This window comes from Mesotoga sp. Brook.08.105.5.1 (assembly GCF_002752635.1).
Taxonomy (GTDB): domain Bacteria; phylum Thermotogota; class Thermotogae; order Petrotogales; family Kosmotogaceae; genus Mesotoga.
In genome coordinates this window covers 98,749-111,566 of the sequence record NZ_AYTW01000005.1, presented here as the reverse complement: position 1 = coordinate 111,566, position 12,818 = coordinate 98,749, and the positions used below count along the sequence as shown (strand labels likewise).

General features: G+C 43.3%; 15 protein-coding genes. 6 read left to right on the top strand and 9 right to left on the bottom strand.

Annotated features, from left to right (window positions below):
- The first annotated feature begins 10 nt into the window (after positions 1-10).
- Both V512_RS15265 and V512_RS02270 read left to right on the top strand, forming a co-directional pair.
- Complete coding sequence (locus tag V512_RS15265; RefSeq protein WP_099828842.1) at positions 11-220, top strand: dihydrodipicolinate synthase family protein; 210 nt, start codon at positions 11-13, stop codon at positions 218-220.
- Positions 217-1,107 (top strand): tripartite tricarboxylate transporter permease, encoded by an 891-nt coding sequence (locus V512_RS02270; RefSeq protein WP_099828841.1) that lies wholly within the window; start codon positions 217-219, stop codon positions 1,105-1,107. Before V512_RS15265 ends, V512_RS02270 begins: the two co-directional genes overlap by 4 nt.
- Before the next feature lie 60 nt (positions 1,108-1,167).
- Here V512_RS02270 and V512_RS02265 read toward each other — a convergent pair whose 3' ends face one another.
- Positions 1,168-1,446, bottom strand: coding sequence for a DUF427 domain-containing protein (locus V512_RS02265; RefSeq protein WP_099828840.1), 279 nt, complete (start codon positions 1,444-1,446; stop codon positions 1,168-1,170).
- Positions 1,447-2,151: 705 nt separating this feature from the next.
- Here V512_RS02265 and V512_RS02260 point away from each other — a divergent pair.
- On the top strand, positions 2,152-3,456 hold the full coding sequence (locus V512_RS02260; RefSeq protein ID WP_099828839.1) for an MFS transporter: 1,305 nt from the start codon (positions 2,152-2,154) through the stop codon (positions 3,454-3,456).
- Positions 3,457-3,576: 120 nt separating this feature from the next.
- Here V512_RS02260 and V512_RS02255 read toward each other — a convergent pair whose 3' ends face one another.
- Positions 3,577-5,226 (bottom strand): peptidylprolyl isomerase, encoded by a 1,650-nt coding sequence (locus tag V512_RS02255; RefSeq protein WP_243392217.1) that lies wholly within the window; start codon positions 5,224-5,226, stop codon positions 3,577-3,579.
- Positions 5,227-5,297: 71 nt separating this feature from the next.
- On the opposite strand from V512_RS02255, the gene V512_RS02250 reads away from it, so the two are divergent.
- Positions 5,298-5,681, top strand: a complete 384-nt coding sequence (locus tag V512_RS02250; RefSeq protein ID WP_099828837.1) for a hypothetical protein — start codon at positions 5,298-5,300, stop codon at positions 5,679-5,681.
- A 211-nt stretch (positions 5,682-5,892) separates the two neighbouring features.
- Positions 5,893-7,563, top strand: coding sequence for a hypothetical protein (locus tag V512_RS02245; RefSeq protein ID WP_099828836.1), 1,671 nt, complete (start codon positions 5,893-5,895; stop codon positions 7,561-7,563).
- A gap of 201 nt (positions 7,564-7,764) precedes the next feature.
- On the opposite strand, the gene lpdA is transcribed toward V512_RS02245, so the two are convergent.
- The 7 genes from lpdA to V512_RS02210 all read right to left on the bottom strand — a co-directional run bounded on the left by lpdA (position 7,765) and on the right by V512_RS02210 (position 12,021).
- Complete coding sequence (gene lpdA / locus V512_RS02240; RefSeq protein WP_099828835.1) at positions 7,765-9,126, bottom strand: dihydrolipoyl dehydrogenase; 1,362 nt, start codon at positions 9,124-9,126, stop codon at positions 7,765-7,767.
- Positions 9,119-9,697: a sulfurtransferase TusA family protein gene (locus V512_RS02235; RefSeq protein WP_099828834.1), complete on the bottom strand. Its 579-nt coding sequence runs from the start codon at positions 9,695-9,697 to the stop codon at positions 9,119-9,121. Before V512_RS02235 ends, lpdA begins: the two co-directional genes overlap by 8 nt.
- A 70-nt stretch (positions 9,698-9,767) precedes the next feature.
- Entirely contained in the window at positions 9,768-10,031 is a 264-nt protein-coding gene (tusB, locus tag V512_RS02230) for a sulfurtransferase complex subunit TusB (protein WP_099828833.1), read from the bottom strand.
- Between the two features lie 10 nt (positions 10,032-10,041).
- The gene (locus V512_RS02225) at positions 10,042-10,398 is read right to left on the bottom strand and encodes an intracellular sulfur oxidation protein (RefSeq protein ID WP_099828832.1); all 357 of its coding nucleotides are present in this window, start codon (positions 10,396-10,398) and stop codon (positions 10,042-10,044) included.
- 8 nt (positions 10,399-10,406) lie between these two features.
- Complete coding sequence (locus tag V512_RS02220) at positions 10,407-10,763, bottom strand: DsrE family protein (RefSeq protein ID WP_099828831.1); 357 nt, start codon at positions 10,761-10,763, stop codon at positions 10,407-10,409.
- Positions 10,764-10,773: 10 nt separating this feature from the next.
- The gene (locus tag V512_RS02215; RefSeq protein WP_099828830.1) at positions 10,774-11,763 is read right to left on the bottom strand and encodes a YeeE/YedE family protein; all 990 of its coding nucleotides are present in this window, start codon (positions 11,761-11,763) and stop codon (positions 10,774-10,776) included.
- Positions 11,764-11,781: 18 nt separating this feature from the next.
- A complete protein-coding gene (locus tag V512_RS02210) occupies positions 11,782-12,021 on the bottom strand; it encodes a sulfurtransferase TusA family protein (RefSeq protein ID WP_099828829.1) in 240 nt (79 codons plus the stop codon).
- A 248-nt stretch (positions 12,022-12,269) separates the two neighbouring features.
- Between V512_RS02210 and V512_RS02205 the strand changes: the two genes are divergently transcribed.
- Positions 12,270-12,785, top strand: a complete 516-nt coding sequence (locus V512_RS02205; protein ID WP_099828828.1) for a cob(I)yrinic acid a,c-diamide adenosyltransferase — start codon at positions 12,270-12,272, stop codon at positions 12,783-12,785.
- Positions 12,786-12,818 lie beyond the last annotated feature (33 nt).

Genomic DNA, 12,818 nt, shown 5'->3' with positions numbered 1-12,818 from the left:
ATGGATGTGAATGACTTCTGTTATAAGCGGTACCGAAGCCTTCATTATCCCTTCAGTGCCGTTAGGTGCTGATGCCGCGATTTGCGGTCTGGCGAACGCCCTTCCCAAACCGGTAGTCGAACTGTACAACGAGACGATAAAAGGAGAATTCAAGAAAGCCCTGGAGCTCCAGTTAAGAGTCAACAAGTTACGAGATGTTCAGCATTATGCCCAGTTATGATTGAGCTCTTCGGCATTTCTGAAGTATTGAAGCGTGTTCAACAAGGCGCTTCAAAGCTGCAGCTACCTCCAATTACAGAGAAGGTGAAGATATCTCCGCTCGAAGCTCTTCGAATAATCTGGCAAAACAAGTGGACGCTTATTAAGTCTGCATTTGTCGGCACTTTTGTGGGAGCGCTTCCTGGAGCTGGAGCAGATATTGCGTCGTGGGTAGCCTATGGCGTAGAGAAAAAGACTTCAAGAAACAGTGAAGACTTTGGTAAGGGAAATATCAAGGGAGTAATTGCTCCAACAAGCGCGAACAATGCGGCTCTCGGAGGAACATGGATTCCCGCGCTGGTTTTCGGCGTTCCCGGAGACACAATAACCGCTATAGTCCTCGGGGCTATGCTCATGTACGGTCTGAAGCCTGGACCACTAATATTCACGGAATCCCCCGATTTGGTGAATGGCGTTTTCAGTATTGCGATTCTTGCGAATATTCTGCTAATTCCGATTGGCTACCTTGGAATAAAGGCTTTCGCCTTCGTTCTGAAAATGAAAACTAGCGTAGTCTTAACAGCAGTAGTCCTCTTTTCAATGATAGGTTCTTTTGCAATAAGAAACAGCTATTTTGATATTTATGTAATGCTTATCTTTGGTCTGATTGGATTCCTTTTTGAAAGGTTATCAGTTCCTTTAGCTCCAATGATACTAGGCTTGATTCTTGGACCGATGGTCGAAGATAATCTAAGAGTTGGCCTTATAAAGACCGGAGGAAGCATGGGTCAGTTTTTCACAAGACCGATTTCACTAGTTCTGTTTATTCTGATAGTGTTGGTCTTTCTGGGCGGTCCCGCCTTGAACCTCTTAAAGAAGGGCTTTTCCAAACACAAAACAGAAGAATAGTCTTGTAAGGAAGAACAAAAAAGCGATGCCTATGAGCATCGCTTTTCTTCTCCAAAGAGTCTACTCAACTCTTACACCTTTCCAAAACGCAACGAAATCCTTGATGTTTGATGCTCCTTCAAGTGGTTCGGGGTAGTACCAGGCAGCGTTCTCGTTCTTCTCGCTGTCAACAATGATGTTGTAATAGTGAGCTTCACCCTTCCAGTGGCATATGGTAGTTAAATCGCTGTGTTCAAGAAGAGCTCTGTTTACTGTCCCGGGAGGAAAGTAGTGATTACCCTCAATTACGATTGTCTGGTTGCTCTCTGCAATGACTTTTCCCTTCCAAAGCGCTTTCACGTTTATCACCTCTCATGGATAAACTTATCATTTCGCGGTAATTGCCGATGCCTTTTCTCCACTATTATATGAAAAAGAATCGTCCGAAGTGACGTGATTTAAAGAGTTACTGTTGCTTAGTCGGTCTAACAAAAGTGATTCTGTCCTGAAAGCCTGTTGTATTCTTTTGATCTTCACAGAGATCCGTCGAAAGAATTGGTCTAAGAACTCACTTCGTCAGCACAATTACGATTCTCTTCCAAACATACTGTTCGCCAGTAGTGAATGAAATCCTTATCTGGAGTTGATTTCGTTCGTAATCGCATCTCTTTCGTATTGAAGCGCACTTCACAGATCCTCAAAATTCAATTGTTCTTCCAGGCAAACCCTGAAATCACTCGAACGCCTTTATTATACAAGAACACGACAGAATCGCGGACATATTGGTATAACCTCTTCGATGCAGAACACATATACAATGTGTGAAGTCATTTGGCTAATGTGTTGTGACGACTGCCACACCGGTCTCTTAGACCATCCAGACTTTAGCACTGTCCGAAAGCAGACATCTTCATACTCATTTGATAATCATAACTGAATTTGAACTATAATTAGTATTGTTTTTACTTGTAATGATATTTATTAAATTACAGCTTGATTTTGTTGCACTGTATGTGATAATATGTACTAATAATTTAATAAATTCAAGGTGGTGCGGCGAAAGATATGGGAAGGAATTTCTGGCTCTTTTCAGTTGGAAGGTTAGTTTCTCTCATAGGAAGCGGCGTTCAGGCTTTGGCAATTCCCCTATACATCCTTGACCTAACTGGTTCCGGAGCAATTATGGGCACGTTCGCAGTGATTACTATGATACCCAGGATTATCTTCGGACCAATTGCAGGCGTAGTTGGTGACAGGTTCAACAGGAAACTAATAATGATCTACATGGATTTTGCCAGAGGGGCAGCTATTCTCGCCATGGCCTATATGGCAAATGCAGAAACCCTTACAATATCTATCCTTTTCATATTTCAGCTGTTGATTTCGACACTTGATATTTCTTTCGATCCCGCAACTGCGGCAATGCTTCCGGATATTATCGAAGAAGACAAGCTCTTGAGAGGAAATTCTATCCTTGGAGCAGTAAATTCAATCTCTTATATTGTGGGACCGGCGCTGGGTGGAGTGCTCTACGGACTTTTCGGAATCGAAGTAGTGTTCATTCTGAACGGAGTGTCTTTCGTCGCATCCGCAATCAGTGAGATCTTCATAGTTTACGAACAAACAACTGAGAAATCTAGAGTCTCCGTAAAGAGTGTCTTTGTCGATATTGTTGAGGGAATCAGCTATCTCAGAAGAATAAAGGGACTGATGATGGTTCTGATATTTGCTATGGTATCGAATTTCCTTTTGGCACCGGTGTTTACGGTTGTGTTCCCGTTTTTCGCGCGAACTGTGGTCGGTTTTTCCAGCCAACAATATGGGTTCCTTCAGTCTGGATGGGTGGTCGGAGTTCTTATAGGAAACATTCTCCTGGGGACTGTTCTTTCTAAGAGAAGACAGGGAAGTCTCTTTGCTGGAGGTCTAGCAACGGAAACAGTCATCAATTTCGTTCTGGCAGCTTTCTTCTTTCCCTACTTCATGAATCTTTTTGGCGGCGCTTCATGGTTGTATTTTGCAGCACTTGGAGTGCCGATTCTCGTGATGGGAGTATTTAATGCATTTGTTAACACCCCGCTTCAAACTCTGTTTCACCGGATTGTTCCTACTAGCTACAGATCCAGGGTGTTCTCCGTGATCTCAATTCTCTCTCAGATTGCAACTCCTTTAGGTTCTGCGATCTTTGGTTTTGCTGTTGATCGATTCCCTGTCCATTATCTTGTGCTCTTGTCATGCATTGGCAACGCTATTCTAACTATCGTATTTCTGATGAAGGGCATGTCGAGACTCTTCGAAGAAAAGAGAACAGATAACAGCAATGGCTCAAAGAGAAAGGCCGTCGAGCCTGTGAGAGAAGGAATTGGTGCATAGGTTCCTCAAGTATCATCGTAGCCCTCCCCAGATTCCTCTGCGCTTGACAGGCTGAAGCAAAATCGGTAAAAGAAGAACCGGAGCTTGATTCTCCGGTTCTTCACTCATATTGATGAAAACTTAGTCTGTTGCGCTCTGGCTATCCCTTTCTGCAGCAAGGTATTCCAGTTCTGAGATTATTGAATCGATCTCTAACTGAGCCTCTTCAGAAGGATCGACTTCCATTAGCGCTTCCATGTAAGTGAGCCTTTTACTGAGCTTCTCTTCAATCCAGTCTGGGCTGTAGTCAAGATCTAGAGATAGAGAGTTGTTCCTTATCAAAACGTAAAGAATATCTGCTCTGACTTCCTGAGACATTTCCCTTTCTAACGTGGCTTCCAGTCCCGATTCGATTTCATCAATTGTACTGAAGACATAATCTACGAAACTTTGCCCGTAGTTGCTCAGCTGCTGCTGAAGAAGCTGTTGATTCATGAACGTCATTTCTAGTTCCTCTAGCCAGGAGTTGTAATAAGCAGCTGCAACTTCAGGAACGTTGCTATCAAGCTCATACATCATCTGGACAATCATGCCTCGCTTCTCTCCTATCTCAAACAAGGACCTTACGGCCACTTCGTAGTCAATGCTCTCGGTGTATCCCAACATTTGAGACAACTCGATGTAGACAGCATACTCCACGGGTGAGACCTGCGCAGATGAGTCTCCTTCACCGAAGACTTTTGCGGCAACTTCGACGAAGAATTCATTAGCCGTCTCTTCTGTCCCTATTGCTTCCGCGTATTCCTTGTAGAACAGCAGTTCACCATCAAGAATCACATAGTCAAAGTTGTTTTCGCTTATGTACCTCTCTAACCAACGATTGTAAGAATCGTTCTGATAACCTGAAACGAAATCATTATATCTGCGAGAGCTCACCATATCGGCCAGACTGTTAATCTCTGTTCTCTCTTCAACGATTATTAAGTGAAAACCAAACTCGCTTTTTACAGGACCGTAAAGCTTACCTATTGGTGCGGTAAGGATAGCTTCTTCAAACTCCGGCACAGTTTGCCCTCTTTGCAGCGATCCAAGCTCCCCACCATTGGCAGCCGTTCCTGAATCAATGGAGTAATGAAGGGCAGCTTCGCCAAAAGTGATTTCTCCACTTTCGATTCTACTCATGAGCTCAGTAGCAGTGGATTCATCGGTCACAAGAATGTGTCGTGCCCTAATCGTTTCATACTGGTTCTTGATTTCGGTCCTGAACTCCTCAAAGTAAACCGCTAGAGCTTCTTCAGTAAGCGGAGCAACCGAATTCTGAACGAGTTCGGCCTTGAGGGCAGCATATACGTAACTCCTCATTTCATCTTTGAAGGTCTCAAGCGAGCCGTAGATAGTCTCAATTTGCTCGATCAGCCCAGGATTCGATGTGTACATCTCCATCATTGTATCCGTTTCGGCCTCAACTTCTTCATCAGAAGGAAGAAGATTGTTTTCCTCTGCATAGAAATCGATGAGCTTCTGGTCAACTATGTATGGTATTATCATCGTTTTTAGACCGATCTCGCTAGGGATGTAATAGCTATCGAAATACGGATCAAGAGTTATCCCCTGGCTACTTGCGTTCGCAACGGTCGCGCCAAATGCCTGTTCGATTTCTTCTCTGGTTATCCAAAACTCTTCTGGAACGTCTTCCCCATCTTTGGTAATCCTAACGGCGTACTCTGTTCCGAACAGGGTCAGTGAGAAAATCGCCATCAGGAAAACTAGTAGTAACTTCTTCAAAATCATTCCCCCTCGTGTATTAGGTACATTCATGATAACATTTCATAGGAAATGGTGTGCCACGAGAGGTGAATATTTTGAGAAAGAGTGATCTTGATCTTGAAAGGCTTCACGCAACGTCCTGGAAATGGTTGAATTCAGAAGAAGCGGAATTGTCCGGAGGGGAGAATTCGAGGCAACCTCAAGCCTTGTATTTCTTTGCCGACGAAAGGAACAAATCCTTCTGCAGAAGGTACAATAGGGAAGTGAATTTCAGGAGAGACGTTGAGGACATAGGGCTTTGCGATAAGTGTGGAATGAGGTTTAGAACATATAGAGCCGCCCAGATCTGTGTATTTGCTCCTGCGGAACAATATTTCACAACCGATACACGCGATGAAGCGAAGGCAATCGAGGAATTTCCTGACAAGGATCTTGCGGAAAAGGGAGTAAGCGACTTCGAGAGCAAGAGCTGGCAATAAAGGCTTTCTAATTTGAGTATTCGGACTATCTTTATTCTCATCGTGGGCTTGAAAATGTGTTAAAATATATATTGTAATTTTGTGAATAAATGTTCTTGGTTCTTACCGAGATATTTTTTGATCAAATAGTATAGTTTTTTCATTATCTTTATTTTTTAATCTTGCGGAATTTAAGCTTATCATTGACTTATTTGTTTCCTGGAGGTGGGCTGTGAAGAGCTTAACAAAAACGATTTTGTTGTTTGTAGCAGCATTTTTCGTTGTCTTTTCTATTTCTTCGTGCATTGTTGTGGATAATCCGGTTGTCGTTAGGGTCCCCTTTGAAGAACTTAACGACGGTGCTTATTATGGAGGTGGTCTCCTCTTTTCGCCTTCAGACATGTCGATCTCACATTTGGGAAAAGGAACTCTGATTGCGTTTCAGGATCTTAGAATGGAGTGGACACCTGAAGAAGGTTCTTCTATTGCAGAGAGAAACTTTGGTTACCTCTATATCAAATCCATAGATGTGACAGGCATTGAATATGAGTATCTGATTTACGATTCAAAAGGTACAATCATCAAGCGCGTTGACTCTGTTTTTCACCCGGTTTCTGAAGGATCTCAGGATTTCTCGAGTTTATCTGATACTGATTTGTTCTCCGGTGCCTTATATCAGTCTGGTGCCGGCGTGCACAATCCAAATATTAGCGATGGATATCTTCTAACCTTTAGACACGATATACCAGATGAAGAGAACTCCGGCCCTCATTCCTTCAGAAAAGTTCTTTTCAGAGTCCAGCAACCGCCAATGGTTTCTTCAACCAGATTTCCAAGAGGCGTCATTGCAATTAGCAATTCTGTGCCCAGATCGCTTGTGATCAACTCTTCTCTTCTTTTACAAGAGCCCTGTGAATCGGAAAACCAAATAGTGTTTTCGAAGACGTCTTCTATCCCTCACTTCTCTCTCGGTGATTACATTTTTGACACAATGAACGACTCTTTCGGAAGAGTTATTTCCGTGAATGATACCGACCCTTCAAAAGTAACACTAGGAACTGAAGAAGCTTTTGTAGAAGAGGCGCTGGGCACTTTGATACTGAACATTGAGGGTGATGTATCAGAAATCATACAGAAATTTGGAACTGAAGGAGATCGTGCCTTTGCAGAGAGTGTAACAACAAACCTGATCACAAAAGAATGGGATGTATCAATCATTGACGAGGATGAGATGAAGGCTGCAATCAAGAACAAACTGATCCTTGACGCAAATATCAGCCTTGATTTTCATCTTTCTTTGAACAAATTCAGCTCTAATGGAACGTTTCGCTTTCCGGCAACACTCTCTTCGATACTCGAGATAGTTGGAGAGGAAGGGTTTAAGACTGGACAAACGGAGAAAATTGCTGAACCACAGGTAAGCATTAGCGTATGCGGAATCCCCGTAAAAATCAGCGTACCGATTAAGCTGTTCTATGGAATGGAAGCAAAAGTCGCAAGCATTGATCTTCAATTCGGTCCCGAGATTCGGATTTCTCCGAAATTTCATTATGAAGTCGAGGCAAAGATCGACTTCTACGGCGTTCATGACAGATGCTATTCAAGGGGCTCTATTGACCACAATGCAACCTTTGTTGATAAGATCGAATTTGACGGATCCCCTGAGATAGAAGGAAAGTTTGGCTTCAAGTTTTATCCGGGAGTAACTATTGCCTGTGTCCTTCGTCCGGAGATGGAGATGCCAGTCGGTTTCTCTGCAAGAGTAAACGAAACTAAGGCTGAACTCGATTTTGAGACTGAGGGCCATATAATGATTAAGCTGGATCTGAAGTTTTACAAGCATACTTTTGCTAAGACAGAGGTCTTCAGCCAGACGAAGAATATTTATTCGAAAGACTTCTAAGACTGTTCAGAATCCTTTTGATAATATTCATCTAGTTACTGCTTAAAGATTTAGAGAAAGGAACCTTACGAAAAGGCTGAAGAGCCATAATCAAGAAATCAAGGTTGTAGAGAAGAGCATAGAATTTCCAGCATTAGAAAAGCAAATGTGGGCATCCCAAAGCATTGACTGTAAAGGGATGCCCTTAACTAAGGAACTACTTTAGATATGGATGCTCATTCCATCAATACCCTCTAGGGCACCAAGTACTGTCTCTGATAGCGTAGGATGAGGATGTATTGAGTTCTCAAGTTCTTCTACCGTTAAACCGTTCTTGACCGCAATTACCCCTTCCATTATTAGCTCTGTAGCTGAAGGAGAAACTATACTCATACCAAGAACCTTTCCACTTTCCTTATCTGCTATTACCTTCACAAACCCAGTGTTTTCTAGTACAGTTCTTGCTCTACCATTTGCGCTCAAAGGGAATTTTGCGATACTTACTTTCTCCATGTCTTCGATGTCGTCTTCCCTTATCCCGGTTGATCCTACCTCTGGGCTGGAGAAAATAATCGAGGGAACTGCCGAGTAATCCATTTCGATCTCTTCTCCAGCAATGTTGTGAGCCGCTACTATCCCCTCGTAGCTGGCCACGTGAGCAAGCATTGTTCCGGCTCTTATGTCGCCAATAGCATAAATGCCCTTAATGTTTGTCTGCATTCGGCTGTTCGTAATGACTCCTCTTTCAATTTCGAGGCCAAGATTTCTTACGTCTTCGCTAATGCTCGGTCGCCTACCGACTGCGACAAGAACTTTCTCAGCCTGGAGTGAGAGCTCCTGTTCACCTTCGGCATTCAGAATGAAGGTACATTCCTCCTTCTCCACCTCTGTCACCTTTGTTCTCTCTATTATCTCTACTCCTTGCCTTGTCAATGACTTTCGAATATCGTCGGCAACATCTCTATCCTCGTATGGAAGGATATGGTCTGCAAGTTCGACGATAGTAGTCTTCACTCCGAATGAACTGAAGAATGTTGCAAACTCAACTCCTATAACACCACCGCCAACAATTACTAGACTTTCTGGCATTTCTTCCATTCGAAAAACGTCGTTGCTTGTCCAGATTCCTTCGACTTCACTGAATGGCCTAAACATGGAGGGTTCAGATCCACTTGCGATAACAATATTATTCGTATCCAGAATCTCCCCTCTCTGCTCCAGGAGGACGTGCTTTGCATCCTTAATCACAGCCGTGTCATTGAAGAAATCAACTTCGTTTTTCTTCAAGAGGTGTTCAATCCCTTTTCTAGACATCGTGATCGTTCTATTCATGTGAGCCATGATTTTCTTCAGATCATAATCAAGATCGGATATTTCGATTCCAAGTCTCTTTGACTTGTCAGCTATTTCGGTATACAAATGGGCCGAAGTCAGCATCGCTTTTGTTGGAATGCAGCCCCAGTTTGTGCACGTCCCACCGAGATGTTCCTTTTCAACGAGCGCAACTCTCTTACCCAGCTGAGCAATTCTTATTGCACAAACATAACCGCCAGGCCCACCACCAATTACAACCGCATCAAGCATTTTCTCTCCTCCTTATATAAATCTTTATATCACCGTATTTATCAACTATCTTTTTGATTACCTCATGGCCTTCTTTCTGAATAGACACAGGAATTCTCTCCCCCGAGAGCGGATAGTCTACAATAACAATCAGTACCTCTCCAGGATTCATGTTTTCCAGAGTCTTTCTTGCTTGAATATCCGGAATTGGACAAGATTCGCCTCTCATATCGAGAAGCTGGTCAGGCTCGATGACATCAAGCTCGCCCCCCAGATAATAACTGCATATTCCCTCAGAGCAGGAAATTGGCTTGAATCCCTTAAGTTCCGTTATGAAGGAGATTGCCTCATCAAGCATTCTGAAAATGTGTGGAGAACTGAAGTCGAATCTCTCAACGCCATGCAAATGTCTTGAAGTAAGTATCCCAAGCTTCTTCATTTGCTGCAGATGTCTGTATACAGTTGACAAATCTATTTGAAGTAGCGACGCAATTTCTGAAGCAGTTAGGAAGTTGTCCATCAGCATCGTAACTATTTCAATTCTTGTCTGATTTGAGAAAGTGCGAAACAAATCCGGAAGCTTTAATGGCATCTAAAATCCCTCCCGTAGAAAGAGGTGCACGTCTGAACGAAGTGCACCTCCCACATCACGCTATAATAGCCTAACCTATTGACTTCTCACATTCCTCAACTATGTCAATGAAGCCTTCATAAGTTATCAGAGGCACGGTAACGTCATCAGCTGAGTATCCCCTGGCCTCAACATCGTCCTTAATAGCAAAGACCTCCGCCTTTGTGGTCAATTCGTTTAGTCCCCAAAAAACACCGTCCTGAATTAGGACAACCTTGTCCCCATCTTTCGCCGCACTGATCTTGATTCTATCGGCAGAATTATTGGGCCCGTTTTTCACTACTATTAAATACATACCAGACACCTCACATGAAGATTACATTGTCAAACTTGTGGAAGAACTCTCCGATATCGGCTTCAGCTATTAATTGTGCACTGAAACTCTCTTCGATTTCATTTACTTTCAGTTTTTCCACATGTTCTTTGACACCATAAACTGCTGTCTCGTACCTCTTGATAAACCTAAAACACATGGAGATCGAGAGCAGGCCAAGACATTCAGGCTTAGTCTTCTTTGAAAAAGCAACACTTGCCTCTTCCATCAAAAGAACAGATGGCTCAATATCTTCGCCATACATTCCAAATGCAGTCCTAAAGGCTTCATTGACCCAAATAGAGCCTGCTGGAGCCTGATAAACAACAAACAGTATCTTCTTATCCATACAGCACCTCATGCCATCAGGTTAACAAACCTGTCGCTGTTGTAAATCAATGAAGCCAGTTCGGGAAGACCACTTGGATTTGAACCTTCGATAATCATATCCTTGGTTACACCTCTGTAGTCCATACAGATTCCGCAGATCTCCACTTTCAAACCCTTCTCTTGTATTAGCGATTCGAGTTTTCGTGGAATGTCTCTATCTATCCTTATCGGTTTGACTTTGCTGTTAACGGATAGTATTGAATCGGCAAAGAGGAAAACCGTCACTTCGTGGCCTTTATCAAGTCCTGCTTCCGCGATCTTAATTGCTGTGTCAAGATCCTCATATGAATACGGTGGTGCAAAAACCTGGATTGTAATCTTCAAATCAGACGCCTCACTTTCTGTAAAGTATGTAAGCCATTGTCCAGTTGCCGAGAATAAGGAAGACACTTGCGATTATTGACGAAATGGCAAGAGTTGGAAGTCCGGAAAGGAAATGCCCGATATTACATCCACCGGCAAGGTTAGCTCCTGCTCCCATCATTGTTCCACCTATCATAACCACGAGATAAGTCTTCGGATTCTTCGGCATCCTCAACTTGAATTCTTTGGCGATTACTGACGCGATGAGTGCTCCCAGAATTATTCCGATTATTTCGTACCCATCCCATCTCAGTGGCTGATTACTGATGTAGGAGTCAAATATCGAGACCCAACCACCGGTGATACCAAGTCCGTAATTTCGACCAGCAGCCTCGCTTGTTATCCATGCAATGGGAGAAAGAACAGCGAGAGATACCGCAGCAACTTTCCAGTTGAACTTAGTCTTTCTCTCCGTGGTCTTCGTGCCAAGCGTGTACCAAAGTAAGACAGCTGCTAGTATTACTGCAGGGATCCAGGGATTAACATTCAGGACTGTCGCGAGTGTGGGCCCTACCTTGTCAAAATATACGGAAGAATTCCCATCAACTGTTATGTTAAATTGCGCCGCCCAAGTCCTTATGGGTGAAAATACTCCTCCTCTCATTGCCATAGCTCCTATACCGTAAAAGACCGCGGCTATCATTGCGGTTGTCATTCCCTCTCCGGACCTATAAGTAACACCTGACGCACATCCACCGGCGAGAACCATTCCCAGCCCAAATACATAGGCACCAACAATATTCCCAAACAGATTAAGCGTCGGAGGAGCAATCCTTATCCAGCCCATCTGAGCCACAAAGAGAACGGTGATCATCTGTAACCCGACTGCAAGAAAACCCAGTTTCCAAAGGTAATTATCCTTAAATAACAAAACATCCCTAAAAGCCGAGTTGAAACACACTCTGCCTCTTTGAAGAATGATTCCAAAAACGAGACCAACTAATAGACCCGTCCAGGCCATGTCATCTCACCCCTTTTTTCACTTTACTTTGATATAGATCTTCCACTCGCTGTTCCCGACTTCCTCGATTTCGAGAACTTCGTGTCCCATTCCCTTGACTGCCTCGGGAATTCTCTCTTTCGACATGGCATAGTCAATCCAAACCTCGAGTATCTCTCCGGCTTTCATCTTCTTCAGAGCCCTCTTGGTTTCAACATCCGGTACTGGACAGACTTCTCCTCTTACGTCAACAGACTTAGTTACTTCATACTTCGCCATTTTCATACCTCCTGTAATGTGATTTATTTCACATATTGGTCAACTTAGTAACTCTGCAGCTGCTCATCATGAATTTCAAGCCAAATCTACTATTTGAAAAGCGGAACTTCACTAGAATCATAAATGCTACTAATGTCGATTAATTTATCATTCCATTCCAACTTGGTTACCAACTCGTTCGCAAAACATTCACAAACTCTCATTGCTTTCGAAGTAGAATAACACTAACTCACGATCGGGGGGTCACTATGGAAAAGGGTTACATTCATATCTATACCGGAAATGGTAAAGGAAAGACCACTGCAGCTATTGGTCTTGCGATAAGAGCATGTATGGCGGGCGAGAGGGTCTTCATCGGTCAGTTCATAAAGGGTATGAAATACAGTGAACAAGCGCTATCGAATTATATCGACGGAATAACCATTGAACAGTTTGGAAGGAAATGCTTCATTAGAGAAAATCCTGAAGTAGAGGATCTTGAAGCTGCTCGCACTGGTCTTGCAAGATCCCGAGATGTTTTGCGCAGTGAACGGTTCGGTCTCGTTATTCTTGACGAGATATTCATTGCTTGCCATTACAGATTGGTAACAGTAGAGGATATTACGAAGCTTTTTGAGATGAAGCCCTCAAACGTCGAACTTGTTCTGACTGGCAGAAATGCTCCGGCCGAGATTTTTGAGAAGGCAGACCTCGTCACTGAAATGAGAGAGATCAAGCATTATTACCATAGGGGAGTTGAAGCTAGAAAGGGGATAGAGTATTGAGCAAGGCAACTGGACAAGAAGTCAATTATGGCC